Source organism: Polaromonas sp. P3_B1, assembly GCF_056402935.1.
The window spans coordinates 15,535-41,768 of record NZ_JBFUGK010000031.1; the positions used below are offsets into that span (position 1 = coordinate 15,535).

Sequence of the window (26,234 nt, forward strand, 5' to 3'; positions counted from 1 at the left end):
AACGGTGGTGGAGGTGGCCATGGTGTTGCTGGGTGCTCGCTAGAGATAAAAGCTCTGCGCCAGCGCGCCTATCAGCAACTGCCAGCCGTCGACCAGCACAAACAGCATGAGCTTGAAGGGCAGTGAGATGGTGGCGGGCGGCACCATCATCATGCCCATGGACATCAGCACACTCGCGACGACCAGGTCGACGATGAGGAAGGGGATGAAGATGGTGAAGCCGATCTGGAAGGCGGTCTTGAGTTCGCTGATCACAAAAGCCGGCAGCAGGATGCGCAGCGTCACCTGCTCGGGGCCTTCAAGTTTCTCGATATGGGCGAGCCTGGCGAACAGGGCCAGGTCGGCCTCGCGGGTCTGTTTGAGCATGAACTGCTTGAAAGGCTCAACGCCACGCTCCAGGGCCTGCTCGGCGCTGATCTTGTTTTCGGAAAAAGGTTGGTAGGCGGCGCTGTGCACCTTGTCGAAGACCGGCGACATGACAAAAAAGGTCAGGAACAGCGAGAGCCCGACCAGCACCTGGTTGGGTGGCGAGGACTGCGTGCCTATGGCGGTGCGCAGCAAGCCCAGCACGATGAGGATGCGGGTGAAGCTGGTCATGGACAGCAGCAGTGCCGGCAGGAATGACAGCGAAGTCAGCAGCACCAGGGTCTGCACGCTGAGCGACCAGGTCTGGCTGCCGCCCGGGCCCTTGGTGCTGGTGATGCCGGGCAGGCCCTGGGCCGAAGCCAGCGCGGGCAGCAGCATGAAGGCCAGCAAAAGCAGGGCCGGCAATAAGGCATCCGCGCGGCGGCGCAGGCCGGAAAGATTCGACTTCATCCCTCGCGCTTCTTGAGCTTGTTCAGGGATTCGAGCAGCTTGCCGGAAAACACGCCCGCAGCCGCGAAACCCGGGACAGTAGCCGCCGTACCGGGATCGGAGACAGCCTGCGCGGGCATGCTGTGCAGCGCATTGACCCGGCCCGCCGCCACGCCCAGCACCAGCCATTGGCCGCCCACTTCAACCACCACCACACGTTCGCGCTGGCCAACCATGGCGCTGCAAACCACTTTGAGCAGGCGGCCGTTGCCGCCGGGCTGCAGGCCGAAACGCCGCACCAGCCAGGCGCAGCCAAAAATCATCGCGAGCACCAGGCCCAGTCCCAGGCCGGCCTGCAGCAGGCCCGCGGCGCCGAAGGAGGTATGCACCGGTTCGGCGGCGGCCGTGGGGACGGTGGGCAGCGTGGCGGCAGCGGACAGGCAGCTGCCGGCCAGCAGCAAAGCCGCCAGACCACGCGAAAGAAGCGCTCTCATCGGTTGAGCTTCTGCATGCGTTCGGAGGGCGTGATGATGTCGGTCAGGCGTATGCCGAACTTGTCGTTGACGACCACCACCTCGCCCTGGGCGATCAGGTAGCCGTTGATGAACACATCCATGGGCTGGCCGGCCAGGCCGTCGAGTTCGACGACCGAACCCTGGGACAGCTGCAGCAGGCTTTTGATGGTGATGCGTGTGCGGCCCAGCTCGGTGGTCAGTTGCACGGGCACGTCGAGTACACGGTCTATGTCGCCGCGCGCAATGTCAAAAGCGGCGTTGCCTTGCAGCGGCTGGAACACGCGCTCGCCGGCCGCGGTGGAGGGCGGCGCGGGCGCTGGAGCAGGGGCCGGTGCGGTGGATTGCGCCTGCTCGGCCAGCGCGCTGCCCCAATCGTCAAGCTCGGCCGGCGGCGGCGCTTTGCTGTCGTCACTCATGGTCTTTTCCCTTGCTGGAGTCGCTGTCCTGGTGGTGGATCATTTTTTCCACGCGCAGGGCGTAGTGGTTGTTGGAGGTGCCGTAGCCGCATTCCATGACGGGCACACCGTTGACCTTGCCGATGATGGTTTCGGGGATCTCCACGGGCAGCACGTCGCCGGCCTTCAGCTTGAGCAGCTGGCCTATGCTCGATTGCAAAGTCAGGAAGTGGGCGCGCAGCTCGACCTCGGCGCTCTGCACCTGCTGCGACAGCTGTTTGACCCAGCGCTTGTCGACCTCGATCGCGTCCTGCAGCGGGTTGGACAGCAGGTCGCGTATCGGCTCGATCATGGAATAAGGGATGCAGACGTTGAGCGCCCCGCCCAGGGGGCCGAACTCGATCTGGAAGGTGGTGTTGACCACCACCTCGTTGGGCGCGACGATGTTGGCCAGCTTGGCATGCATCTCGGCGCGCACGTATTCGAACTCCAGCGGGTAGACCGGCTGCCAGGCGCCGCCGTAGCTTTCGAGCGTGAGGTTGAGCAGGCGCTTGATGATGCGCTGCTCGGTTTGCGTGAAGTCGCGCCCCTCGATGCGCACGTGGTAGCGGCCGTCGCTGCCGAACAGGTTGTCGACCACCAGGAACACCAGCTTGGGGTCGAACACGAACAGCGCCGTGCCCCGCAGCGGCTTCATGTGCATCAGGTTGATGTTGGCCGGCACCGGCAGGTGGCGTATGAAGTCGCCGTATTTCTGGATTTGCACCGAGCCGACCGAGATGTCGGCGCTGCGCCGCATGAAGGTCAGCAGCGCGCCGCGCAGGTGGCGCGCGAAACGCTCGTTGATGACCTCCAGCGTGTGCATGCGGCCGCGCACGATGCGCTCGTCCGTGCCGAGCTTGTAGGCCGGCGGGCCTGCGGGTGCGGGCGCCCGCGGGCTGGGCGCGGCGGCGTCGCCGGTGACGCCCTGCAGCAGCGCATCGACCTCGTCCTGCGAGAGCTGTGCTTCATAGGCCATGGGCGGGATTCTGGGTGCCGCTTACTGCAGCATGAAGGTGGTGAACATCACGCTGGAAATCTTCAGCGAAGGCAGGTTGGCCACCAGGGGCTGGTTCAGCGACGCCATGATGTCGGCGGCGAGTTTGGCTTTCTCCTCGGGCGTGATCAGCGCGTCGGAGGCGCGGTTGGACAGCACCGTGAGCAGGCGGCTGCGCACTTCGGGCAGGTACTGAGTGACCAGGGCTTGCGATTTGGCGTCCGGCACTTTCAGCGTGACGGCGGCATGCAGGAAGCGGCTGCGTCCGCCCGGCTGCAGGTTCACGGTCATGGGCTCCAGCGCCACGAACAAGGGAGCGGCCGGTAACGCGGCAGCGGGTGCGGTGTCGGCGGCGCGCCGGCTGCTCAGGTACCAGGTCGCGCCGGCAGCCGCGGCGGCGGCCAGCACCAGCAGGGAGAGCATCAGGGCGATGAGCCTGGGCGAGGGCGGGCGCGCGCTCGGGGGCTTCGCGGGAAGTGTGCTGGTAGCCATGGCTGTGTGCGATTGGGTTGGTCAATGGATTGTTGGATAAAAGGCCTGCCGGGCATCGCTGAAGCAGCAGGGGGAAAACGCTTCAACTTCGGCATTTGGCCCAGAGCGTTCGCTCAGGCGTAGGTATCTACCTTGCCGCGACGGGGTGCGGGCGCTACGGCCGCGGGAGTAACGCTTGCCGCATCGGCCGCGAGGTAGCCGGCCTGGCTGCGCTGGCCCGATGGGCCGGACTGGGCCTGGCCGTTCTGGCCCTGCTGGCCCTGTGCAAAGGCCGGCTGCTGCTGGCTGCCGGAATCGACCGAGGTGTTACCCAGGCTGATGCCGTTGTCGGCCAGCGTGCTGCGCAGCTGCGGCAGCGCGGCTTCGACGGCGGCACGCACCGAGGAATGCGCCGACACAAAAAATGCCTGGACCTGGTTGTCGTGAAGGCTGAGCGTGACCTTGAGCGGACCCAGCCCAGGCGGGTTGAGCTGCAGCTCGGCCACCGGCTCGCCGGCCTTGCCCATGTGCAGCATCTGCCGGCCCAGGGCTTGGCCCCATTCGCCGCTGCCGACTTCGGGGCTGAGTGCTGCCTGGTTGGGCGCGGCCGCTGCGGCCGGGCTGGCAGGCGCGGCACTGGCGTGCACTGTGGGGGCTGTTGCGCTGAGGGTGATGCCTGGGGTTGCGGCCGGCGTGCCGGCTTCGTGGTGGCTTGTGCCGGGGGCTGAAACCGGGGCCGCGTTGCCGGCTGCTTCGTCGGGTGCGTCCTTGGTGGTTGTGGTGGCGACCGCTTTGGCGGCAACGGGGTTTTGTTCCGCGCGCGTGTCCGTGCCCAGGATTTCGTGCGCCTCGGCGCCGGGCCGCTGTTCGTGTCCTGAAGAGGGTTCGGACTGGCCCTCATGTGTTGCGCCGGCAGGGAGACTCATTTTTCCGGCGGGCAGGGTGATGGCTGTTTCGTCGCCCGTGGCGGAGGGCGCGGTGGGCTCGGAGCTTTCCCGGCCTTTGGTGGGCGCGGCAGGCAAACCGGATGCGAACAGGGTTTGCGGCGCCTGCGTGTCGGCATCACCGGCGAGAGTGGCATCGCTTGCAGCCGTGGCCGTCGCTGCGGTGGATGCGGCGGGGTCCGCGGGCAGTTCCGCCGAAGGTGTGGCGCTGAGAGTCGAAGCCGTGGCGCCGGTCGGGGCGGGAGCGGCTGTGCCGCTGTCGGCACTGGCTGCCCTGGCGATACGCGTTTCGAGCGGCACAAAAAGCAGCGCCGCAGTGTTGATCACTTCAGCCGCGTCGGTTTTTTCATCGGCAAGGCGCTTCACGGGCACGGACGCGACTGGCTTGCCGCCGGGTTTGGCAGGTGACTCGCCCGAGGCCGCGAGCGAGCGCGAGAGCACGTCGCCAAAACTTTCGCTGTCGCCCTGGCTGGTTTCGTCGCCACGCGTGGAGGCTGCGCAAGAAGCGCCGCTGCTTGGGGCCGAAGCGGGAGTGGGGGAGGAGAGGGCGGGGGGTAAAAGTGACATGGCGGTTTCCAGTCCTGGATCTAGTGGCCCAGCAGGCCGGCGCGCGGATAAAAAGACTGGCGCGCGCTGCGTTCGTCGCTGTCGCGCTGTTCGCGTTTGTGCAGCATGGCCATTTCCTGCAGGCGCACGCGGCCGGCCAGTGTGTCGAAGGAGTTGAGGCGGCGCCGGCTGGTCTGCCAGTCGCCGCGCCCTGTGGCCAGCCTCGTGTCGGCCTGCTCGGTGATGGCGCGCTGCTGCTCGATGGCGCTGTCCAGCGTGGTGATGAAGTTGCGGAAATTGCGCATTTGCGCCGCTGATACGCCGGCGCCCATCTGTGCCTGCAGCTGGTCCAGGTATTCCTGGCGGTAGCGCTGCAGCATCTCGAGCTTGTCGGCCGCGCTGGTGCGCGCGGCCTGCAGCTGGCCGAGGCGGCGTGTGGCCTCGTCGGTCTTGTTCTGCGCCAGTTCAATCAGCGTGGCGAGCGGGAGCTTGGTGGCCATGATGGGGTTCCTGGTGTTGGGGATGTGGGTGGTGGTGAAAGACGGGCGATTCAAAGAGTGGATCAAGCCTGGAAGATGGCGTTGAGTTGCCCGGTCGCGGCGCCGTGGCTCACGCGCTCTTCCATGGTCTGCTGCAAAAACGCTTCCATGCGCGGATAGAGGGCAATCGCCTGGTCGAGCTGCGCGTCATGGCCGGGGGCGTAAGCGCCTACGCTGATCAGGTCGCGGTTGCGCTGGTAGCGCGACAAGGCCTGCTTGAAACGGCGCACTACCTGGAACTGCGCGGGCGTGATCAGCGCCGTCATGGCGCGGCTGATGGAGGCTTCGATGTCGATGGCCGGGTAGTGGCCTGATTCGGCCAGGCTGCGCGAGAGCACCACATGGCCGTCCAGGATGGCGCGCGCCGAGTCGGCGATCGGGTCCTGCTGGTCATCGCCTTCGGCCAGCACGGTGTAGAAGGCGGTGATCGACCCGCCGCGGCCTTCAGCGTCGCGCGCGCCGTTGCCGGCGCGCTCCACCAGCGCGGGCAGCCTGGCAAACACCGAGGGCGGGTAGCCCTTGGTGGCCGGCGGCTCGCCCACGGCCAGCGCGATCTCGCGCTGCGCCATCGCGTAACGCGTGAGCGAGTCCATGATGAGCAGCACGTTCTTGCCTTCGTCGCGAAAATGCTCGGCCAGGCAGGTGGCATAGGCCGCGCCCTGCAGCCGCAGCAGCGGCGAGGTGTCGGCCGGCGCGGCCACCAGCACGGCACGCGCCATGCCTTCCTCGCCCAGGGTGTTTTCGATAAAGTCCTTGACCTCGCGGCCGCGCTCGCCGATCAGGCCGACGACGATGACGTCGGCGCTGGTGTAGCGCGCCATCATGCCCAGCAGCACGCTTTTGCCGACGCCGGAGCCGGCGAACAGGCCCATGCGCTGGCCGCGCCCCACGGTCAGCAGCGCGTTGATGGCGCGCACGCCGACGTCGAGCACGCTGTCGATCGGTGCGCGGCTCAGCGGGTTGATGGGCTTGGCGGCCAGCGGCACCTCGCGTGTGAAGTCCAGCGGGCCGCGCCCGTCCAGCGGCCGGCCGGCGGCATCGACCACACGGCCCAGCATGCCGGCGCCCACCGGCAGCCGTTTGGTGCGCGGCCCCAGGCCGCCGGCATGGCCCGTGGGCGAGTCCAGCGCATAGACGCGTGCGCCGGGCAGCAGGCCGTCGACCTCGCTTTGCGGCATCAAAAAGATGCGGTCGCCGGAAAAACCCACCACTTCAGCTTCGGCGGTTTTTTGCGGGTAGCCGGGCGGCAGCTCGATCAGGCAGTCGCTGCCGACGGGCAGGCGCAGGCCGACGGCTTCGAGCACCAGCCCGACGGCGCGCGTGAGCCGGCCGTAGCTGCGCACCGGCACGCTTTGCGCGACTGCGCTGCGTGCGTCGTCGAGCACACTGTGCCAGGCGCGCAACGGGGGGGCAGCGGCAGTGGCGGCGCTTTGCTCAACCATGGACAAGGGTGGGGGTGTGCATGGCGGTCTTGACCAGGGCCGCGGTGACGCGCTCCCAGCGGCCGGGAATGCTTGCGTCCTGCTCGCCGCTGGCCGCCAGCACGCGGCAACCGCCGCGCTGGCAGGCGGCGTCGCTGCGTATGCGCCAGCCGGCGGCCTGTAAATCTTCGGCCAGGTGCTGCTGCACCAGGGCCGCGTCGTCGGGGTGCAGCACCAGCTGCGGCGCGCCGCTCAATGCCGGCTCGGCCTGCAGCAGCTCGCGCACCACCGGCAGGATGGCGCCGCTGTCGAGTGCCAGCGCCTGGCCCAACACCTGGCGCGCGATGTCCAGCGCCAGCGCCAGCAGGTTCTGGGCGATCTCGTTTTCGGCGCCGCGCAGCGCGTCGGGCAGGGTTTGCGCCAGCGCGCGCAGCTGCCGCGCTTCGGCCTGCACTTCGGCCATGGCGTCGGCGCGGCCCTGCGTACGGCCCTGGGCGTAGCCCTGGCGAAAGCCTTCGGCCTCACCGGCCTGCAGGGCCTGCAGGCGCAGCTGTGCCAGCTCGACGTCGTTGATCAGCACTTCGGGTTTGAGCGGCGCGACCACGGGCGCCGGCTTGGGTTCGGGGGGCAGGGCGGCCGGTGAAACCGGCTCTTGCCCGATGGCTGTCATCTCCCAGCGTTCCCAGGCGGTGAGCGCTTCCTTGGCGCCGTTGGCGCGGCGCGCGAAAGGCGGCCCGGACCGTGCTGCCGGAGTGTTGGCGGGCTTGTTATACATAGGAGTCGTTGCCCTGGCCGCCGAGCACGATCTCGCCCGCATCGGCCAGGCGGCGCACGATCTGCAGGATGCCTTTTTGCTCGGCCTCGACCTGCGACACGCGTACCGGGCCGCGCATCTCGATGTCTTCCCGCAGCATTTCGGCGGCGCGCTGCGACATGTTCTTGAGGAATTTGTCGCGCAGCTCCATGGGCGCGCCCTTGAGCGCGACGATCAGCGATTCCGATTCGACTTCCTTGAGCAGCAATTGCACGCTGCGGTCCTCGAGATCGAGCAGGTTCTCGAAGAGGAACATCTCGTCGATCATCTTCTGCGCCAGCGCTTCGTCATGCTCGCGCACGTGCTTGATGACGCTTTCCTCCTGTGCGCTGCTCATCATGTTGACGATCTCGGCGGCCGCGCGTATGCCGCCCAGGCGGCTGCGCTTGACACCCTCGCCGGACAGCATGTCGGTGAGCACGTCGGTCAGCTCTTTCAGCGCCGCCGGCTGCACGCCGCCGAAGGTGGCCACGCGCAGCACGGCGTCATGGCGCACGCGCTCGGGCAGCTGCTCCAGCACCTCGGCGGCCTTGTCGCGGTCCAGGTGCACCAGCAAGGTGGCGATGATCTGCGGATGCTCGTCGCGGATCAGCTCGACGACCTCGGTCGCTTCGAGCTGGTTCAGGCGGTCTATGCCGCTGGTCGAGCTGTCGGGCTGGGAAATGCTTTCCAGCAGGTCGGCCGCGCGGGTGTTGCCCAGGGCCTTGTTGAGCACGGCGCGCAGGTAGCTGCCGGCGTCCACGTGCGTGGCCGAGTACTGCTCGGTTTCCTCGCGGAACTCGCGCAGCACCTCGCTGACTTCGTCGCGCCTGACTTGCGCCAGGCCCGCCATGGCCTTGCCCAGGGTCTGGACCACATGCTGCGGAAGATGCTGCAGCACGCTGCCGGCGCCGGCCTCGCCCAGCGACATCAACAAAATGGCGCTTTTGCGCGTGCCTTCATCCACCATGCTTTTCCGTCCAGTGTTTGATCAGCATGGCCACCATGGCGGGTTCGGTGTTCGCCATTTCCTGGGCGTACTGAAGATCCGCCTGGTGCCGTTGCTTGCGCCGTTCCTGCTCTTCCCGGCTCAGGGCCTGCGCCTGTTCGTCGGCCGCTTCGCCGGAAGTTTCCCCGTCCGCACTGGCCGCATACGCCGCCGGCGATGGCTGCAGGTGCTTGCGCAGCAGCGGCCGCAGCACGGCCAGCCAGAGGTAGAGCGCCAGCAGCCCGAGCAGCAAGTACTTGCCCGATGACTTGGCGATCTCGATGCTCTCGGGCTGGCGCCACAGCGGCAGCTCGGGTGTATCGGCGTCGGAGGCGAAGAGGCTGTTGACCACGTTGAGCGAGTCGCCGCGCTCGGCGCTGAAGCCCATGGCCTGGCGCGCCAGGTTGCGGACCTGCTCGAGCTCGGCGGCCGTCAGGGCCGCGCGCTTTCCCGCGCCGCCGCCACCGGTTGCGCCGCGGTAGTTGACCACCACCGCGACCGACAGGCGCTTGATGCCGCCCGCGCCCTGCTGCGTGTGGCGTATGGAGCGGTCCACCTCGTAGTTGGTGGTGACGTCCTTGCGCGAATTTCCACTGATGCCTGCTGCGCGCGGCGAGGCGCCGGCGGAGCCGAGTTCGGCGCTCATTTTGAGCTGGGCCGCGGGCGCGGCGCCTGGCGGGCTTGCCTGTTTGGTTTGCGCCGGCGCCGTGATGGGCGCCACCGGCTCGGGCGGCGGCTGGTTGGTCAATGCGCCGGGCACGCCGGTGGCCGGGCCGCCGCTTCCTTGACTGGATTCGCTGGACTGCTGGCTGCGGATGGCGGCACTGCCCGGCTCCTGGTTGGGCCGGTATTTTTCGTCGGTGTTCTCGACGACGGAAAAGTCGATGTCGGCCGCCACCTGCGCATGCACATTGCCCGCGCCCAGGATGGGCTGCAGGATGGCCTCGATGCGGCGTATGTAGCCCTGTTCTATTTCCTGCGTGTACTTGAGCTGGCTCACGTCCAGCCCGCGCGCGCCGGCGTTGGCCGCCGACAGCAGGTTGCCGGCCTGGTCGACCACGGTGATGCTTTTGGCCGAGAGCTCGGGCACGCTGCTGGAGATCAGGTGCACGATGGCGCTGACCTGGCCCTCGTCGATGCTGCGGCCGCGGTGCAGGCTCAGCACCACCGAGGCGCTGGGTTTCTTCTGGTCGCGCACGAACAGCGACGGCTTGGGCAGCGCCAGGTGCACGCGCGCCGACTCGACGGCGGAAATGGCGTTGATGGAACGCGCGAGTTCGCCTTCGAGGGCGCGCTGGTAGTTGACCTGCTCGGCGAACTGGCTGGTGCCGAACTTCTGCGCGTCCATCAGTTCAAAGCCGACGGTGCCGCCCTTGGGCAGTCCCTGGGCGGCCAGACGCAGGCGCGCCTCGGGCACCTTGTTGGCCGCCACCAGCAGCGCGCCGCCGCCCTCGGTGAACTTGTAGGGAATGTTCATCTGCTGCAGCGAGGCGATGATGGCGCCGCCGTCGCGGTCGGACAGGTTGCTGTAGAGCACACCGTAGTCCGGTGCGCGGCTCCACAGCCACAGCGCCGCGATGGCGGCCACCGCGGCCGAGGCGCCCACCATCAGCGGCAGGCGCGGGGCGGCGCGCAGCTGCGCCAGCCATGGCGGCGCCTTGGGCAGGGACGTGCCTGCGCCCGGTGCGGCGGAGCTCATGGGGTCACCCGGCAACGGCCGTCATGCCGCATGCAGGGGCGGCGATGAAGCGAAGGCTGGGTGGAGGCCGGCGATGTGCGAAGGGCGCGGTGGCCGAATCAACGGTGGACATACAACAGGTCTTATTCAAAGGCGAAAGTGCAAGGGCGACTGGCGACTGGCGACTGGCGGCTGTCATGCGGGCATGTGCGGGCTGGTCCCTGGGAGGAATTGTCAGAGCCGGCCCGGCTTCCCTATCGGCTGAATAGCCGGGGCTTTTGCCGTCTTTTGGCCTGATGCGCGCGTGTGCCCGGCCGCTACGCTTCAGGCCGTCATCCAACAGGGCGCACGCGCCTGAAAGAAACACCATGGCCATTTCTTCGATCGAGTCCGTGCTGCAGCAAATGCGCGCGCTGGCCCAGGCGTCGGCGCCGTCCGCGGCGCAAGGCGGCGAGGCCGCCGCCGCCACCGGGGGCTTCGCCGGCGAGCTCAAAAAATCGCTGGACCGCATCAGCGAAACGCAGCAGAACGCCTACAGCCAGGCCGAGGCCTTCGAGCTCGGCAAACCCGGCGTGGCGCTCAACGACGTGATGGTCGACATGCAGAAGGCCAACATCGGCTTCCAGATGGGCCTGCAGGTGCGCAACCGCGTGGTCGCGGCCTACCAGGAAATCATGAACATGCCGGCCTGATGAGGGACGGGCGCGAATTATTTTGCGCCGCGGGTTAAAGATTTTCCGGAGCCGGCCGATAAGCTGGACAACGGTGGCTTGCAGACTGTCATGGCCCGCAAGGCCAGCGTGACGGCAAGTTAGCCGGAGTCCATAACCCAAGTAATCAGGAGTCCCTCATGGCCCAAGTCATCAATACCAACTCGCTTTCCCTGCTCACGCAGAACAACCTCAACAAGTCGCAGTCGTCGCTGAACACCGCGATCCAGCGCCTGTCCTCGGGCCTGCGCATCAACAGCGCCAAGGACGACGCGGCCGGCCAGGCCATCGCCAACCGCTTCACCGCCAACATCAAGGGCCTGGCCGTCGCACAGCGCAACGCCAACGACGGCATCTCGCTGGCGCAGACCACTGAAGGCGCGCTGACCGAAATCAACAGCAACCTGCAGCGCATCCGCGAACTGGCCGTGCAATCGGCCAACGGCTCCAACTCGGTCGCCGACAAAGCCTCCATCCAGGCTGAAATCACCCAGCGCCTCGAAGAAATCGACCGCACCTCGGCACAGACCGACTTCAACGGCGTGAAGGTGCTGGCCGCCAACAACAAGCTGAGCATCCAGGTCGGCGCGAACGACGGTGAGACCATCGACATCAACCTCAAGCAGATCGACTCCGCCAGCCTGAAGATGACGGGCTTCTCGGTTGCCAGCAACGCGCTGAACGTCAGCGCCGCCGCACTCACGGTCGATCCAGGCGCCGGCGCACCCGTCGCCACCGACCTGAGCGCCGTCGCCACGGCCCTGACCGCGGCCACCGGCTCCACGGTCAGCGCTTCCAACCTGTCCCTGCACAACGTGCTGACCGCCGCGGGCGCCCCGACGGCCAACTGGGTGGTCAAGAGCGGTGACGACTTCTACGCGGCTTCCGTGGCTCCCGCCACCGGCGCCGTCACGCTGAACACGGCCACGGTCGATTTCACCGACCCCGCCAACGGCGTCGCGGCTGCCGTGACCCTGACGACCCAGCCCGTCAAGGTCGGCACCGACGCTGCCGGCACCGTGACCGCCTTCGTCTCCATCCAGGGCAAAAACTACGGCCTGGCCGGCATCCAGGCCGCGCTGACCGACACCGGCGCCGCCGGCAGCAACACGGTTGACGGCACCGACATCATCCTGAGCGGTGCAACGCCCACGGCCGAATTCGCCGGTGCCGCCACCGGCAACGCGCTCAAGAAGATCGACGCCGCCCTGAAGGTGGTGGACGACCTGCGCGGTTCGCTGGGTGCGGTGCAAAACCGTTTTGACTCGGTGATCTCCAACCTGGGCACCACGGTGACCAACCTGTCTTCCTCGCGTTCGCGCATCGAAGACGCGGACTACGCGACCGAAGTGTCCAACATGACGCGCGCCAACATCCTGCAGCAAGCCGGCACCTCGGTGCTGGCCCAGGCCAACCAGACGACCCAGGGCGTTCTGTCCCTGCTGCGTTAATCGCGCAAGGCGCGCTTCCTCCGGGAGGCGTGCCTGTCTTTTTGTGCAAGCCAGGCGGCTTGGTCCGCCTGCGCTACGCACTCCCGCCTGGGCTTGCAGGCGTGAGTGCGTAGCGATTTTCCGAGGAGAGCACCGCAATGACCATTCCCGCAACTGCCGCGCCCGCAACCGCCGCCGCGTGGCGCGATGCCGCCGCGCCCGCACCCGCCCTGGTGAGCCGCGCCGCTGTGGCRCGCGAACTGCCGGCCGGAACAACAGGCAGCGCCGTGCCCGAACGCGAGCGCGAGCGGGTCAACGAGCGCAGCGCGCTGGCCGAGGTCAATGAGTCCTTGAGGATGTCCTCCATCGGCGTGCAGTTCGAGTTCGACAAGGAAGCCGACACCATGGTCGTCAAGGTGGTCGACGTGGAAAGCGGCGAGCTGATACGCCAGATGCCTTCGGAAGAGGTGGTGCGGATTTCAAAAGCGCTGGGCAAGTTGCAGGGCCTGCTGGTCCACCAGGCCGTTTAGTTCCGCGCAAAAACCCTCCTGGCGTTGTTGCGTCGCCTGGCCGGGACCGATCGCCGGGTTTTGTGAGCAGCACTTTCATTTAAGAAGATTGAGGAGTATTTCATGGCATCGGTTTCAAGTCTGGGCGTCGGGTCCAATCTCAACCTGAACGACCTGCTCACCGATTTGAGCAAGGCGGAAAGCCAGCCGCTGGTGTTGCTGCAACAGCAGCAGGTCAGCTACACCGCCAAGCTGTCGGCCTACGGCACGTTGAAGAATGCCCTCAGCACCTTGCAGACGGCGGCCGCAAAGCTGTCCGATGCCAACCTGTTCCAGGGCGTCAAGACGACGTCGAGCGCGAGCGACGTGCTCACGGCGACGGGCCAGGCCACTGCGTCCGCGGGTACTTACACGGTGGACGTGACCCGGCTGGCCAGCGCGCAGTCGCKGGCCGCGGCCGGTGTCTCCAGCACCAAGGCCGCGGTGGGCAAGGGCACCGTGACCATTGATTTCGGCACCATCTCGGGCGGAACGTTCAACGACGCCAGCGGCACCTACAGCGGCGCGAGCTTCACGCCGGACGCCGCGCGCGCCGCGAAGTCCATCGTGATCGACGACAGCAACAATTCGCTCGAGGGGCTGCGCGACGCGATCAACAAGAGCACCGACATCGGTGTCACGGCCAGCATCGTCAACGACGGCGGCGCATCGCCCTATCGCCTGGTGCTGACGTCCAAGGAAACCGGCGAGGCTTCCAGCATGCGCATCTCCGTGGCGGGCGACGCCAGCCTGCAGGGCATGCTCAACCACGATCCCTCCGGCGCGCAGGCCCTGCGGCAGACGGCGGCGGCCGGCAATGCGGCGCTCAAGGTCAACGGCATCCCGGTGACCTCCAAAACCAACACGGTGGTCGATGCCGCGCCCGGCGTCACGATGACGCTGGCCAAGATCGGCACCAGCACGCTGGCGGTGAGCCGCGACACCTCGGCGGTGGAGGCGGCCATCAGCGGCTTCGTCACCGCCTACAACAGCCTGCAGACCACGGCGGCGCAGCTGACCAAATACGACACCGAAAAACAGACCGGCGCGGCGCTGGTCGGCGACTCGACGCTGCGCACCATCCAGACGCGCATACGCGCGGCGCTCAACACGCCGCAGGCCGGTGAGCTCAAGGTGCTGTCGCGGGTGGGTGTGAGCTTCCAGAAGGACGGCACGCTGGCCTTCGACGCGAGCAAGCTCAAGGCCGCGTTTGCGGGCAACCAGGGCGCGGTGGCCGAGCTGTTCGCCGGTAGCGGAACGACGGGCGGCATCGGCAAGCAGGTGTCGTCGCTGCTGGACGGCTTCACCAGCAGCACCGGCATGATCAGCGCCGCCACGACGGGCGTGCAGACCACGCTGAAGTCGCTGGACAGCCAGTACAGCGCGACCCAGACCCGGGTCGAGGCCACGATGGCGCGCTACAAGGCGCAGTTCACCCAGCTGGACATGCTGGTGTCGCGCATGACCTCCACCGCCAATTACCTCACCCAGCAATTCGCCAACATGAGTTCGGGCAATTCAAACAAATAAGCCTGCCGGTATTTCGATGCACACCCAACCCCCCACCCAGCCGCCTACCCAGCCGCTTACCCTGCCTCTGACCCAGCCGTACACCTACCAGCCCGGCGCAAGTGCCTACGCAAGGGTCGGCACCGAAAGCGCGGCCATGAGCGCCTCGCCGCACCAGCTGATCACCATGCTGTTCGACGGCGCCAAGACCGCCATCGCGATGGCGCGCCACCACATGGCCAACCACGACATCAGCGCCAAGGGCCGGGCCATCTCCAAGGCGATCAACATCGTGGACAACGGCCTGAAGGCCAGCCTGGACGCGGAGGCCGCGGGCACGGCCGGCGCCCAGCTGGTGGCGGACCTGTCGGCGTTTTACGCCTACGTGACGCAGCGCCTGCTGTATGCCAACTTGCGCAACGACCCGGCGCTGCTGGACGAGGCCGACCGGCTGCTGGACAGCGTGAGCTCGGCCTGGCGCGAGATCGATCCGCTGCGCAAGCCGGCGGCGCAGGCGCCCGGGGCATCCGCGGCATCGCGTATTTCCACGGGAGCCTGAGCCATGGGATCGCAAAGTGAAGTCATGCATTGCTACGAGCAGATCGCACCGCTGACCGAACGCATGCTGGTGCTGGCGCGCGCCAAGCAATGGGGCGAGCTGCCGCGGCTGGAAGGGCAGTGCAGCAGCATGGTGGAGCGGCTCAAGGACATCGAGCCGCTGAGCACGCTGGACGAGGCGCAGTCGGCGCGCAAGTATGTGCTGCTGGGCCGCATCAGCGCCAATTCGAGTGAGATCGTGGGCATGATCGTGCCCCAGCTGAACAAGCTGGTCGGCGTCATGAAAAGCCTGGACCGCCAGCGCAGCCTGCACAAGGCCTACGGCCAGACGGACGACGCCTGCCTGCCATGAGCGGTGTCACGCCTTTGGTGGATACCTTGCTGGCCACGCGGCTGGGGCAGCGCATGGACCTGGTGCCGCTGAAGGCGCAGCTGGAAATCGCCGGCCCGGGCGCCGTGGCGAAGGTGGAAAAAGCCGGCAACGACGTGCGCCTGCCTTCGCGCGAGGCGCTGCAGCGCCAGCTGGGCGTGGGTCTTGCCGGCCGGGGCGGCGCTTCCATGGGCCTTGTCCAGGCAGGGGCCGACGGCGCCGTCATGCTGAGCGCTGTTGCGCGCACGGTGAGCGCGCTGCTGAAGTTTCCGGCGGGAAGCACGCCCGCCGTGCGGGGGCTGGCGGCGCTGCAGCCGGATATGCGTGTCCCCGCGGCGCCGGTGCTGGCGGCTGCCCTGGCGCGCGCCGTGGCCGAGTCAGGCCTGTTTTACGAATCGCACCTGCAGCAATACGCCGCCGGCCAGCGCACGCTGGCGCAGCTGGCGCGTGAGCCGCAAGCCGGGCTGGCCGCGCCGGCCGCCGGGACCCGGACGGTGGAGGTGGGCCTTCCCGCACCGGCCAGCGCGGCCAGCGCTGCACTGGCGTCCCTCGCGGCGCTGCTGGAGGGGGTGTCCGCATTGCCGCCTCTGCCGCCGCCGTCGCTCCCGTCACAGCCCTTGCCTGCCTTGCTGCTGGAGGGCGGGCCGGTGCGGGACATGCCGGCGGCAGACATCGCGGCGCTTCCGGCGTCGGGCGCCGCAGCGCCGTTCGCCGATCAAGCCGAACCCGGCGGCCGCCCTGCAGCCACCTACGGCCGAAGCGGCCTGCCGGAGGCGCTCCCGCCCATCCGGCACGATTTTTCGGTGCCCGATGCGGGCCCGTCCGCTTCCCCCGACACCGCGCGCGCCGCGCAGCCGGCGGCGAACATCCATCCTGATGCGGTGGGGCTGGTGCGCCAGCAGATCGAGATACTGGCGCAACCGGTGTTTCGCTGGAGCGGCGAGGGCTGGCCCGGTATTTCCATGCAGTGGGAAATTCGCCAGGAAGACAGCCGGCAAGAGCATCAGGAACAAGGCCATGGCCGGGAGGGCGGTGGAGGTCCTGAGTCGGCGCCGGCCGCCTGGGTCACCCGGCTGACGCTGGAGCTGCCCAGGCTGGGCACGGTGGGTGTGCGCCTGGGGCTGGCCGGCACGGCGTTGCAACTGCGGCTTGACACATCGCGGCACGGTACGGCGGCCGTGCTGAGCGAGGCCGGTGCTGCACTGTCGCGGCGCCTGGGCGCTGTGGGGCTGGCGCTGACGGAGCTGCGCGTTGACAGCCCCGTGAACCCGGCGAGTCAGGCGGAGCAGGGGCCGCGGAAGGGTGTTGGCGATGCTTGACAAACCCGCTGAAGCAGGCGACGGGGAGGCCCTGCGCACCGGCGCCGTGGCGCTGTCCCTGGACCCGGCCGGCCAGGCGCCTGTGGTGGTGGCCAAAGGCTATGGGGCGGTCGCAGAGGCCATTGTCCAGCGTGCAAAAGAGAGCGGTTTGTACGTTCACGCCTCTTTGGAGCTCGTGAAATTGTTAATGCATGTAGACCTAGACAGCCGGATTCCACCCAATTTGTACGTAGCTGTTGCAGAAATGCTCAGCTGGATTCACGATTTGGAGACCGAAAAATCAATACCCAAGAACTAAAAATGCCGGAATTTCTAAAACTTAAGTATCAATTATCCATGTAAACTTTGTAATTAGTTAATAATTTTTCCTATTTTATCGCTTTGTTGCTACTTAATTGATAAATTTGATTCAATCGCGTAATTGTCAATTCAATGTGTTAAAAATTGCAATTGAGAAGAAGTCGTACGACAGACATCTCAATAAATCAGTATTGGGTGACGAAATTGATGGTGATGGATCCCGCAGTCGCCGCTGACATGCAAATTTTGAAAGAACAGGAACGCAACGTGATTGACACTGGTACCGCCAACGACATTGGCGATTTGAATTTGGCCTACCTGCTGCTCGCCAAGCGGCTGGTGACGGAGGACATTGCACTGGCGATGTACCGGCTGGGTATGAGCCGGGAACTGGCTGACCTGCTGGGCAGCCTGTCGCTTTCCCAGATCGTGAAACTGGCGGGCTCCAGCCTGTTGCTGTGCCGTTTCCGTTTTGACGACCATCCCATGCTGTCGGCGCTGACGCTGGAGGGCAAGAACCCGGCGCTGCAGCAGGCGCATGCCTCGATTTTGCTGTCGGGCCAGCAGCTTGAGGCGGTGCGTTGATGGCTCACATTCCCGCCCCTGTGCATTCCTCGCCCGAAAACCGCCATGGCCGGTAAAAGCGTCATCGTGGAGGCCAGGGAAATCCACCTGGCCATGGACCTGATCAAGCTGGGCGCCCGCCTGCAGTTCCTGGAGGCTGAAACCAGCCTGAGCCGGGACCGCCTGATCAAGCTCTACAAGGAGCTCAAGGGCACCTCGCCGCCCAAGGGCCTGCTGCCGTTTTCCACGGACTGGTTCATGACCTGGCTGTCCAACATCCACTCGTCGATGTTCTACAACATCTACCGCTTCATGGTGGTCCACGGCGGCTGCACGCGCATCAACGCCATCATCAAGAGCTACCGGCTGTACATCGAGCAGGTGCAGCAGCAGGGCGGCGAGCCGGTGCTGGACTTCACGCGGGCCTGGACGCTGGTGCGCTTCTTCGACAGCGACATGCTGCAGCTGAGCACCTGCACGCGCTGCACCGGGCTTTTTGTCGCCCATGCGCATGACTCGCAGAGCAACTATGTGTGCGTGCTGTGCCGCCCGCCTTCGCGCGCCGGCAAGACCCGGCCCGCAGGCGCCAGGCGTGAAGGCAGCGGCGACGGCGCCCCCGCCGCCGCCGGCGCAACGCCCGCGATTTCTTCTTCGCAGTGGCTTGCCAATGTGATGAACAGCTCGCGCACCGCCTGAGCGGCGGGGCGGCTTTTTTCTTTTACCGGTCCGAACCGATCCGCAGGAATCTCCATGCTCGTCATCATTGGCTACCTCGTCGTCCTCGCGTCCGTCTTCGGCGGCTACGCCATGATGGGCGGGCACTTCGGCGTGCTCTACCAGCCGCTGGAGCTGCTCATCATCGGCGGGGCCGCCGTGGGCGCCTTCGTCGCGGGCAACGACGGCCGCACCATACGCGCCACCTTGAAAGAGCTGCCCAAACTGCTGGCCAGCTCGAAGAAGCACGACAAGGCGCTCTACATGGAGCTGCTGGCCCTGCTCTACGTGCTGCTGTCCAAGGGCCGCAAGGACGGCATGATGGCGCTGGAGTCCGAGATCGACGACCCGCACAACAGCCCGCTGTTCGCGCCCTACACGGTGATCCTTGCCGACGCCCGTGTGCTGGAGTTCCTCACCGACTACCTGCGCCTCATCGTGAGCGGCAACACCGACCCCTTCGAGATCGAGCAGCTCATGGAGCACGAGCTTGAAACCTACAAGCACGAGGCGGAAGTGCCGGCCCACAGCCTGGCGCGCGTGGGCGACGCGCTGCCGGCCCTGGGCATCGTGGCGGCCGTGCTGGGCGTGGTGCATGCGTTGGCCTCTGCCGACCTGCCGCCCGCCGAGATGGGCCAGCTGATTGCGCACGCCATGGTCGGCACCTTCCTGGGCATCCTGCTGGCCTACGGTTTTGTGTCGCCGCTGGCCACGCTGATCGAGCACAAGGTGGCGGAGTCGCTGAAGGCCTACCAGTGCGTCAAGGTCACGCTGATGGCCAGCCTCAACGGCTACGCGCCGCAACTGGCGGTGGAGTTCGGCCGCAAGATTTTGTATTCGACCGAGCGGCCGTCCTTCATCGAGCTGGACGGCCACGTGCGCGAGGTCAAGGCGCGCTGAGGCGGCCGGTGAACGCAAGTCAATGGAATCTCCATGAGCGAGACCGCGCGAAGAATCATCGTCATACGGCGTCCCGTGAAGGCGGCGGCTCATCACGGGGGCGCGTGGAAGATCGCGTTCGCCGACTTCATGACGGCCATGTTCGCCTTCTTCCTGGTGTTGTGGATCCTGAGCATCTCATCGCCCCGGCAGCTCGAAGGCATCGCCGACCAGTTCAAGATGCCGCTGAGGGTGGCCTTGGCCGGGGGCAAAAAAAGCAGCAACAGCACCAACGTGATTCCCGGCGGCGGCTCCGACTACAGCCGATCGGACGGCGAAGTCCGGCAGGCCGCGAACGAGAGCGACAAGGACCCGAACGACGTGGAACGCCTCGAAGCGCTCAAGGAGCGGCTGGACAACATGATCGAGTCCAGCCCGGTGCTCAAACAGTTCCGGCCGCAGCTGCTGATCGACATCACGCCCGAAGGCCTGCGCATCCAGATCGTGGACAGCAACAACCGCCCCATGTTCGACCGCTCCAGCGCCGTGGTGGTGGCCTACATGCGCAGCATCCTGCGCGAGATCGCCCCGGTGCTCAACGAGCAGCCCAACAAGCTCACGCTCTCGGGCCACACCGACGCCACCGTGTACTCGCAGGGCGACAAGTCCTACAGCAACTGGGAGCTGTCGGCCGACCGGGCCAATGCCTCGCGGCGCGAGCTGACGGCCGGCGGCATGCAGGACGGCAAGATCCTGCGCGTCATGGGCGTCTCCTCCAGCGTGCACCTCAACAAGGATGACCCCTATGCGGCCGTCAACCGGCGCATCAGCATCCTGGTGCTGAACAAACGCGCCCAGGCCGACATCGAAAGCGGCAATGCCGCGACCGCCACTGCGCCCTATCTTGCAGGCGGCAAAACCGCCGGGGGCGCGGGCAGGCCGCAGGCGCTGAACCCGGCGCCCGCCAAACCTGAAAGCCGCAGCTGATGAACAAAAAAACCATCCTGGTGGTCGATGACTCGGCCGTGATGCGCCACCTCAATTCCGCCGTGCTTGAAGAAGGCGGCTACCAGGTGCTGCTGGCCGGCGACGGCCAGGCCGCGCTGGAGCAGCTCGCGGGCAAATCCGTGGACCTGGTGCTGACCGACTGGACCATGGTGCCCATGGACGGCTGCGAGCTCACGCGCCGGCTGCGCGCGTTGCCCGATTCCGCAGGCCTGCCCATCCTCGTGCTCAGTACCCTGAGCAACGAAGCCAGCAAGGCCGACGCCCGGCAGGCCGGTGCCACCGGCTGGCTGTGCAAACCGATAGAGCCCGAAACCCTGCTGGCCGTGGTGGGCAGCCTGATGAGCCCGGCGCGGGCCTGAGGCCGGCGCGGCACTCAACGAAAAAGAAACCTTTCCCATGGACATCACCCAGTTCTACCAGACATTTTTTGAAGAAGCCGACGAGTTGCTGGCCGAGATGGAGCAGCTGTTCCTGGGCCTGGACCTGGAGGCGCCGGACGGCGAACACCTCAACGCGGTGTTCCGCGCCGCGCATTCCATCAAGGGCGGCGCGGCCACTTTCGGTTTTGTCGCGCTGACCGACACCACCCACCTGCTGGAGAACCTGCTGGACAGGGCGCGCCACGGTGAACTCAAACTCAATACCAAGATGATGGATGCCTTTCTGGAGACCAAGGACGTGTTGCAACAACAATTGAGCGCCTACCGGGCCGGCACCGAGCCCGAAGCCGGCATGGTGGCCGAGATTTGCGCGGTGCTGCAGCAGCTCGCGCTGGAAGCCGGCGGCACGCCGCCCGCGCCGCCTGTCATTGCCGCACCGCCGGCGCCCGTGGCAGTGAAGCAGGCCGAGCCCGCGGCGGAGGCCGGACCTGCGGTGGAACGGACTTTGAAGGTGCGCTTTTCCAAAGTGTCCGAGAACGACTGCAAGCTGCTCAGCGAAGAGATGGCCAACCTGGGCCAGGTGACGGCGCAGACCCAGGAGGAGGGCAGCCTGACGATCTGGCTCAAGACCGCCTGCGACGGCAACGACGTCATCGCGGTCTGCTGTTTCATCATCGAGGCCGAGCAGATCGATATTCATGAAGAGGGCGCGCCCACCGCATCAGCCCAGCCGGTCGCGGCACCGCAAGTTGAACCTGCCGTGCCTGCGGCGCAGGGCCAGGCCTTGCCCGCATCGGCCGCCGCAAACGCCGGCGCTCCGGCCGCCGCCGTGCAGAACAAAGAGTCGAGCTCCATACGCGTGGACGTCGAAAAAGTCGACCAGATCATCAACCTGGTCGGCGAACTGGTCATCACCCAGTCCATGCTGACGCAGACCGCGTCCCAACTCGACCCGGTGCTGCACGAGCGCCTGCTCAGCGGCATGGGCCACCTCGAGCGCAATGCGCGCGACCTGCAGGAATCCGTCATGTCGATACGCATGATGCCCATGGACTATGTGTTCAGCCGTTTCCCGCGCCTGATCCGCGACCTCTCGGCCAAGCTCGGCAAGCAGGTGCAACTGGTGACCGTCGGCAAGGAAACCGAACTCGACAAAAGCCTGATCGAGCGCATCATCGACCCCATCACCCACCTGGTGCGCAACAGCCTGGACCACGGCATCGAGGGGCCGGAACGCCGCGCCTATGCCGGCAAGGACCCGGTCGGACGCCTGACGCTGTCGGCCCAGCACCAGGGCGGCAGCATCGTGATCGAAGTCAAGGACGACGGCGGCGGCCTGGTGCGTGAAAAGATTCTGGCGAAGGCCCTGCAGCAGGGCATGGCCGTCAGTGACAGCATGCCGGACGAGGACGTCTGGCAGCTGATCTTCGCGCCGGGTTTTTCCACCGCCGAAGCGATCACCGATGTGTCGGGCCGCGGCGTCGGCATGGACGTGGTCAAGCGCAACATCCATGAAATGGGCGGCCATGTGGAGATCGCCTCCGTGCAGGGCAAGGGCACGACCATACGCATCGTGCTGCCGCTGACGCTGGCCATCCTGAACGGCATGTCGGTCAAGGTCGGCGAGGAGGTCTACATCCTGCCGCTGAACTACGTCATCGAATCGCTGCAGCCGGTGGAAAAGGACGTGCACTCCATCACCGCCGACGAACACGTCATGCATGTGCGCGGCGAATACCTGGCCCTGCTCGAGCTGCACAAGCTCTTCGACGTGGCCGGCGCGGTCTGCGTGCCCACCCAGGGCATCGCCGTCATCGTGCAGGCCGACGGCACGCGCTTCGCGCTGCTGGTCGACCAGCTGGTGGGCCAGCACCAGGTCGTGGTGAAAAACCTGGAAACCAACTACCGCAAGGTGCCCGGCATTTCCGGCGCGACCATCCTGGGCGACGGCAATGTAGCGCTCATCATCGACGTGGCGGCCGTGCAGCGCGCCAACCGCGACAAGGCGGCCCAGCGCAGCCCGGGCCGCCCGGCACTTGCAGCGGCCGCGGCTGCATCGCGCGCCATTGAGGCGGCCATGGCGGCTTGAGCCTGCGGCCTGGCAAACGCAAGCCCGCTGCAACCGGGCTTTGAAATCCTCCGCGCCGCGAAACTGGTGAATAGTGCCCACTTTCGGCGCCGGCCCGGTGGCCGAACTGCAGGAATGCCGCAGCGGCACGCGTTGCCGCGCGCGTGGAAGCGCTGTGCAGCATAGCCGCATCCTCAATATGCATTACTCGCAAACCCCCGTACGCAAGGGGCGTTGAAGTCCCAAACTAAAGCCAGGAGGGACTTCAACATGACATTGCATTACGCCAGGGTGCTGCTTGCACTTTCGCTTTTTCCGTTCTTCACGGCATGCTCGAACCTCAAGCCGGTGGCGACTTTCGGCACCGGCGCTTCGGCGCTCGCGGCGTCTTACCGGCCTTTTGTCGACGGGATGGAGAAGACCTGCCTGAAGACCAAGGCGGGGGAAACGCTTTTGCACACCGGCCCCTACGACTACAAGGCGCTGCAGGAGAAATCGGTCGTGGAGTGCAAGCCGCTGGCCGACAAAAAGGAAACCGCCCTGGAGTTCGCGACGGTAGTGGACGGCTACGGTGCGGTGCTGGTGGAGCTCGCCGGCTTGAAGGCCGATGCCCTGTCGGCCGACATCGGCACCTTGGCGGACACCGCGGCCAAACTCAAAACCAAAGGGGGTGACGAAATCTTCAATGCCAACGCACTGGGGGCAGCCGGCAAGCTTGCCTCGGGCATCGTGGAGCTGGTGCTGGGCCGCAAGATCACCAAGGTCAGCAAGGAGGTCCTGGTGGAGGCGCAAGAGCCGCTGGCCGTCACGGTCGGGGCCATGAAGACGTATGTGACGCGCCTGTATCCGTCCATCCTGACGGACTACAAAAACGACACCACCCGCATCGAACAGTTCCTAGTCAGGGAGTCGACCTATGTGCTCGTCCCGAATGATGCCGTGGCTACGGCGGCCAACCGCAGCCGGGCCGTTCCCTATCGGCTTTTGCAGCCGCAGTACCGCGCCAACATGCAGGAAATCGCGGCCGAAGAAGACAAGATCGCCAAGTTCGGGGCGGCCAGCGATGCGCTGGTGCTCGCGCACAAGGAGCTGATCGACAACTTCGATGCGAAAACCGAGCCCGACAAGCTTGCGGCGCTCAAGGACTTCATCAAGAAGGCCCGTGACCTGCGCAACAGCATCAACAAAATCTGACTAGGAGCCTGCCATGCCCAACGCAACGCAACAAGAACTGGAAGCCTACATCGCGCTCAGCGAAGCGGTGGTCGAAGCCAAAAAACAGCTGCAGGACTACCTTGACGCCAATCCGGGCGATCCGGACACCGTGCGATTGCAGAACCTGGTGGTCCAGCTGGGGGCTGCCAACACCTCGCTGGTCGCGCACAGCATAGGCTTGCTGGGCGAAGACACCGCTGCGGCCGTCGCCAAATTGAAGGCAGCGTCGAAAAAAGGCAAGGACTTCATCAAACAGATCAACAAGATCAAGAAGGGCCTGACCGTCGTCACCAGCCTGTTGACCCTTGCGGGCTCCGTGTTGATCGGCGATGCCAGGGGTGTGCTGGGCGCCCTCAAAGGCCTGAATGACGCCATCAAGGCCGACCGCAAGGCGGACGCCCCGCCGGCGGGAGCGGCTGCGCCGGCTCCGCCACCACCTCCTCCTTGATGCGAAGGCGCCGCCGCGCGCCGCCGCCATGACCGCGGGTTTTCTGTTTTCAATCTGCGCAAATCTGTGAAATCTGTGGATAGAAAAATTCATCCGCAGATTACGCAGATTTGCGCAGATTAAAAACACTCAGGATTGCGCGCACTGATGTGGCGCACAGGCTTGATCCGCTTTGTAGCTCAGGGATTTGTATGTCTATGTATCCGCCCGGTCTGCGGATACAGCCGCATGCCATAAGGCGGCCGCGCCGACACAGCGGAGATACGCCGCGGCGGTTCAATCACGGGGTGCCCACTCCTGAAACCGCCCGACCATGAGCTTTCTCATTCTTGCCTTTGCCGCCGGCGTGCTGACCATCGTCAGCCCCTGCATTCTTCCGGTGCTGCCCTTTGTGCTGGCGCGCGCCGGCCGGCCTTTTCTGCAAAATGGTTTGCCCATGCTGCTGGGCATGGCGCTGGCCTTCACCGCGGTGGCCACGCTGGCGGCAGTCGGTGGCGGCTGGGCAGTCGAGGCCAATGAGTACGGCCGTTTCGCGGCGCTGGGGCTGCTCGCCGCGTTTGCCTTGACGCTGATGTTTCCAGGGCTGGCTGACCGCGCAGCGAGGCCGCTGGTGGCGCTGGGCGCGCGCATCGCTGAATCCCGTGACGGTGAAGCAGCCAGGGACGGGTCTTTTGTTTCATCGCTGGTGCTGGGCGTGGCCACGGGTTTGCTGTGGGCGCCTTGCGCCGGGCCTGTGCTGGGGCTGATCCTCACCGGCGCGGCCATCCAGGGCGCCAACGCAGGCACCTCCCTGTTGTTGCTGGCCTATGCGGGCGGCGCGGCCACCTCGCTGGCCTTGTCCCTGCTGGTCGGCGGGCGTGTGTATGGCTTGCTTCGGCGTTCGCTGGGCGTGAGCCAGTGGGCGCGGCGCGGCATGGGCGCGGCGGTGCTGGCCGGTGTGGCGCTGATCGCCACGGGGCTGGACACCGGACTCTTGAGCCAGCTGTCGCTCGGCAGCACCTCAAGGATTGAGCAAACGCTGATCAATGTCTTTCAAACGCAGGCGCCGCGCGATGGGCTCATGACTGTGACCGACGCCGTTCCGCTCGCCGCCGCAAAAGCCGAAACTGCGCCGGCCCCCGCAGCCTGGCAGGACAGCACCTTCGCACCGCTGGCCGGCGCGACCGGCTGGATCAACACGCTGCCGCTGGCGAGTGCGGACCTGCGCGGCAAGGTGGTGCTGGTCGATTTTTGGACCTACTCGTGCATCAACTGCCTGCGCACGCTGCCCTACATCCGCGCCTGGGCCGACAAATACCGCGATGCCGGCCTGGTCGTGCTCGGTGTGCATTCGCCGGAGTTCGCGTTTGAGAAAAACGAAAACAATGTGCGCAGGGCCGTCAAGGATCTGGGCATCAGCTACCCCGTCGCCATCGACAGCGGGCATGCGATCTGGCGCGGTTTTGAGAACCAGGCCTGGCCCGCCCTGTATTTTGTCGATGCCCAGGGCAAGGTGCGGCACCAGGTGTTTGGCGAAGGGCAGTATGAAGCCTCGGAGCGCCTGATCCAGAAGCTGCTGGCCGAGAGAAACGGCAAGGGCCGCGGTGACGGCGGGCTGGTCGAAGTGCGAGGCGAGGGCGTGCAGGCCGCGCCCGGCGACCGCGTGCTGTCCGGCGAAACCTATGTGGGCCATGAGCGCGCCGTCAACTTCGTGCCCGCCGGCGGTCTTGTGCCCGACCGTGCTCAGCGCTATGAGCCGGCCGCGAGCGTGGCGCTGAACCACTGGACGCTGGGCGGGCACTGGACGGTGGAGGCCGAGCGCGCCGCGGCGATGCAGGCGGGCGCGCGCCTGGCCTACCGCTTTCGCGCGCGCGACCTGCACCTGGTGCTGGGTCGCCAGGCCGGCGCGGGGCCGGTGCGCTTTCGTGTGCGGGTCGATGGGCAGCCGCCGGCCCAAAGCCACGGCACCGACATCGCGGCGGACGGCAGCGGCGTGATTGACGCGCACCGGCTGTATCAGCTGGTCAGGCTGCCGGCCACGGCGGGCGACCATCTGTTCGAGATCGAGTTCCTGGATCCCGGCGCGCATGTGTATGCCTTTACGTTTGGCTGAA

At 66.4% G+C, this 26,234-nt stretch carries 28 protein-coding genes; 17 read left to right on the plus strand and 11 right to left on the minus strand.

Annotation, left to right across the window (positions count from 1 at the left end; genetic code table 11):
• Window positions 1-39 precede the first annotated feature (39 nt).
• The 11 genes from fliP to fliF form a co-directional block, all read right to left on the minus strand.
• Entirely contained in the window at window positions 40-816 is a 777-nt protein-coding gene (gene fliP, locus AC1DXS_RS17445; protein WP_477738735.1) for a flagellar type III secretion system pore protein FliP, read from the minus strand.
• Window positions 813-1,289: a flagellar biosynthetic protein FliO gene (gene fliO / locus AC1DXS_RS17450; RefSeq protein ID WP_477738736.1), complete on the minus strand. Its 477-nt coding sequence runs from the start codon at window positions 1,287-1,289 to the stop codon at window positions 813-815. Before fliO ends, fliP begins: the two co-directional genes overlap by 4 nt.
• Window positions 1,286-1,726, minus strand: coding sequence for a flagellar motor switch protein FliN (gene fliN, locus AC1DXS_RS17455; RefSeq protein WP_477738737.1), 441 nt, complete (start codon window positions 1,724-1,726; stop codon window positions 1,286-1,288). Before fliN ends, fliO begins: the two co-directional genes overlap by 4 nt.
• Entirely contained in the window at window positions 1,719-2,723 is a 1,005-nt protein-coding gene (gene fliM / locus AC1DXS_RS17460; RefSeq protein WP_477738738.1) for a flagellar motor switch protein FliM, read from the minus strand. The genes fliN and fliM overlap by 8 nt, the downstream gene beginning before the upstream one ends.
• A gap of 21 nt (window positions 2,724-2,744) precedes the next feature.
• Window positions 2,745-3,233, minus strand: a complete 489-nt coding sequence (gene fliL, locus AC1DXS_RS17465; RefSeq protein WP_477738739.1) for a flagellar basal body-associated protein FliL — start codon at window positions 3,231-3,233, stop codon at window positions 2,745-2,747.
• Between the two features lie 113 nt (window positions 3,234-3,346).
• On the minus strand, window positions 3,347-4,723 hold the full coding sequence (locus AC1DXS_RS17470) for a flagellar hook-length control protein FliK (protein ID WP_477738740.1): 1,377 nt from the start codon (window positions 4,721-4,723) through the stop codon (window positions 3,347-3,349).
• Between the two features lie 20 nt (window positions 4,724-4,743).
• Window positions 4,744-5,202, minus strand: coding sequence for a flagellar export protein FliJ (gene fliJ / locus AC1DXS_RS17475; RefSeq protein WP_477738741.1), 459 nt, complete (start codon window positions 5,200-5,202; stop codon window positions 4,744-4,746).
• Window positions 5,203-5,264: 62 nt separating this feature from the next.
• Window positions 5,265-6,683: a flagellar protein export ATPase FliI gene (gene fliI, locus AC1DXS_RS17480; protein WP_477738742.1), complete on the minus strand. Its 1,419-nt coding sequence runs from the start codon at window positions 6,681-6,683 to the stop codon at window positions 5,265-5,267.
• Window positions 6,676-7,437 (minus strand): flagellar assembly protein FliH, encoded by a 762-nt coding sequence (gene fliH / locus AC1DXS_RS17485; RefSeq protein WP_477738743.1) that lies wholly within the window; start codon window positions 7,435-7,437, stop codon window positions 6,676-6,678. The genes fliI and fliH overlap by 8 nt, the downstream gene beginning before the upstream one ends.
• Window positions 7,430-8,425, minus strand: coding sequence for a flagellar motor switch protein FliG (gene fliG, locus AC1DXS_RS17490; protein WP_477738744.1), 996 nt, complete (start codon window positions 8,423-8,425; stop codon window positions 7,430-7,432). The genes fliH and fliG overlap by 8 nt, the downstream gene beginning before the upstream one ends.
• Window positions 8,415-10,142 (minus strand): flagellar basal-body MS-ring/collar protein FliF, encoded by a 1,728-nt coding sequence (gene fliF / locus AC1DXS_RS17495; protein WP_477738745.1) that lies wholly within the window; start codon window positions 10,140-10,142, stop codon window positions 8,415-8,417. Before fliF ends, fliG begins: the two co-directional genes overlap by 11 nt.
• 347 nt (window positions 10,143-10,489) lie before the next feature.
• Here fliF and fliE point away from each other — a divergent pair, with 347 nt between their 5' ends.
• The 17 genes from fliE to AC1DXS_RS17580 all read left to right on the plus strand — a co-directional run bounded on the left by fliE (window position 10,490) and on the right by AC1DXS_RS17580 (window position 26,233).
• Window positions 10,490-10,813, plus strand: coding sequence for a flagellar hook-basal body complex protein FliE (gene fliE / locus AC1DXS_RS17500; protein ID WP_477738746.1), 324 nt, complete (start codon window positions 10,490-10,492; stop codon window positions 10,811-10,813).
• Between the two features lie 158 nt (window positions 10,814-10,971).
• Window positions 10,972-12,282, plus strand: a complete 1,311-nt coding sequence (locus AC1DXS_RS17505) for a FliC/FljB family flagellin (RefSeq protein WP_477738747.1) — start codon at window positions 10,972-10,974, stop codon at window positions 12,280-12,282.
• A gap of 137 nt (window positions 12,283-12,419) precedes the next feature.
• Window positions 12,420-12,791: a flagellar protein FlaG gene (locus tag AC1DXS_RS17510; RefSeq protein WP_477738748.1), complete on the plus strand. Its 372-nt coding sequence runs from the start codon at window positions 12,420-12,422 to the stop codon at window positions 12,789-12,791.
• 102 nt (window positions 12,792-12,893) lie between these two features.
• Entirely contained in the window at window positions 12,894-14,339 is a 1,446-nt protein-coding gene (gene fliD / locus AC1DXS_RS17515) for a flagellar filament capping protein FliD (RefSeq protein ID WP_477738749.1), read from the plus strand.
• Between the two features lie 16 nt (window positions 14,340-14,355).
• Window positions 14,356-14,877 (plus strand): flagellar export chaperone FliS, encoded by a 522-nt coding sequence (fliS, locus tag AC1DXS_RS17520; RefSeq protein WP_477738750.1) that lies wholly within the window; start codon window positions 14,356-14,358, stop codon window positions 14,875-14,877.
• A gap of 3 nt (window positions 14,878-14,880) precedes the next feature.
• The gene (locus AC1DXS_RS17525) at window positions 14,881-15,228 is read left to right on the plus strand and encodes a flagellar protein FliT (RefSeq protein WP_477738751.1); all 348 of its coding nucleotides are present in this window, start codon (window positions 14,881-14,883) and stop codon (window positions 15,226-15,228) included.
• On the plus strand, window positions 15,225-16,565 hold the full coding sequence (gene fliK / locus AC1DXS_RS17530) for a flagellar hook-length control protein FliK (RefSeq protein ID WP_477738752.1): 1,341 nt from the start codon (window positions 15,225-15,227) through the stop codon (window positions 16,563-16,565). Before AC1DXS_RS17525 ends, fliK begins: the two co-directional genes overlap by 4 nt.
• Window positions 16,558-16,863 (plus strand): EscU/YscU/HrcU family type III secretion system export apparatus switch protein, encoded by a 306-nt coding sequence (locus AC1DXS_RS17535; protein WP_477738753.1) that lies wholly within the window; start codon window positions 16,558-16,560, stop codon window positions 16,861-16,863. The genes fliK and AC1DXS_RS17535 overlap by 8 nt, the downstream gene beginning before the upstream one ends.
• A gap of 239 nt (window positions 16,864-17,102) precedes the next feature.
• Window positions 17,103-17,450 (plus strand): flagellar transcriptional regulator FlhD, encoded by a 348-nt coding sequence (gene flhD / locus AC1DXS_RS17540; protein WP_477738754.1) that lies wholly within the window; start codon window positions 17,103-17,105, stop codon window positions 17,448-17,450.
• Window positions 17,451-17,495: 45 nt separating this feature from the next.
• The gene (gene flhC, locus AC1DXS_RS17545) at window positions 17,496-18,125 is read left to right on the plus strand and encodes a flagellar transcriptional regulator FlhC (protein ID WP_477738755.1); all 630 of its coding nucleotides are present in this window, start codon (window positions 17,496-17,498) and stop codon (window positions 18,123-18,125) included.
• A gap of 54 nt (window positions 18,126-18,179) precedes the next feature.
• Window positions 18,180-19,043 carry a flagellar motor stator protein MotA gene (gene motA, locus AC1DXS_RS17550; protein ID WP_477738756.1) on the plus strand — a complete coding sequence of 288 codons (864 nt, stop codon included), beginning with the start codon at window positions 18,180-18,182 and terminating at the stop codon, window positions 19,041-19,043.
• 33 nt (window positions 19,044-19,076) lie between these two features.
• Window positions 19,077-20,009: a flagellar motor protein MotB gene (motB, locus tag AC1DXS_RS17555; RefSeq protein ID WP_477738757.1), complete on the plus strand. Its 933-nt coding sequence runs from the start codon at window positions 19,077-19,079 to the stop codon at window positions 20,007-20,009.
• Complete coding sequence (locus AC1DXS_RS17560; RefSeq protein WP_477738758.1) at window positions 20,009-20,389, plus strand: response regulator; 381 nt, start codon at window positions 20,009-20,011, stop codon at window positions 20,387-20,389. The genes motB and AC1DXS_RS17560 overlap by 1 nt, the downstream gene beginning before the upstream one ends.
• A gap of 37 nt (window positions 20,390-20,426) precedes the next feature.
• Window positions 20,427-22,499 (plus strand): chemotaxis protein CheA, encoded by a 2,073-nt coding sequence (cheA, locus tag AC1DXS_RS17565; protein WP_477738759.1) that lies wholly within the window; start codon window positions 20,427-20,429, stop codon window positions 22,497-22,499.
• A gap of 249 nt (window positions 22,500-22,748) precedes the next feature.
• Entirely contained in the window at window positions 22,749-23,672 is a 924-nt protein-coding gene (locus tag AC1DXS_RS17570; RefSeq protein WP_477738760.1) for a hypothetical protein, read from the plus strand.
• A gap of 13 nt (window positions 23,673-23,685) precedes the next feature.
• A complete protein-coding gene (locus tag AC1DXS_RS17575) occupies window positions 23,686-24,141 on the plus strand; it encodes a hypothetical protein (RefSeq protein WP_477738761.1) in 456 nt (151 codons plus the stop codon).
• Window positions 24,142-24,454: 313 nt separating this feature from the next.
• Entirely contained in the window at window positions 24,455-26,233 is a 1,779-nt protein-coding gene (locus tag AC1DXS_RS17580) for a cytochrome c biogenesis protein DipZ (protein ID WP_477738762.1), read from the plus strand.
• Window position 26,234 lies beyond the last annotated feature (1 nt).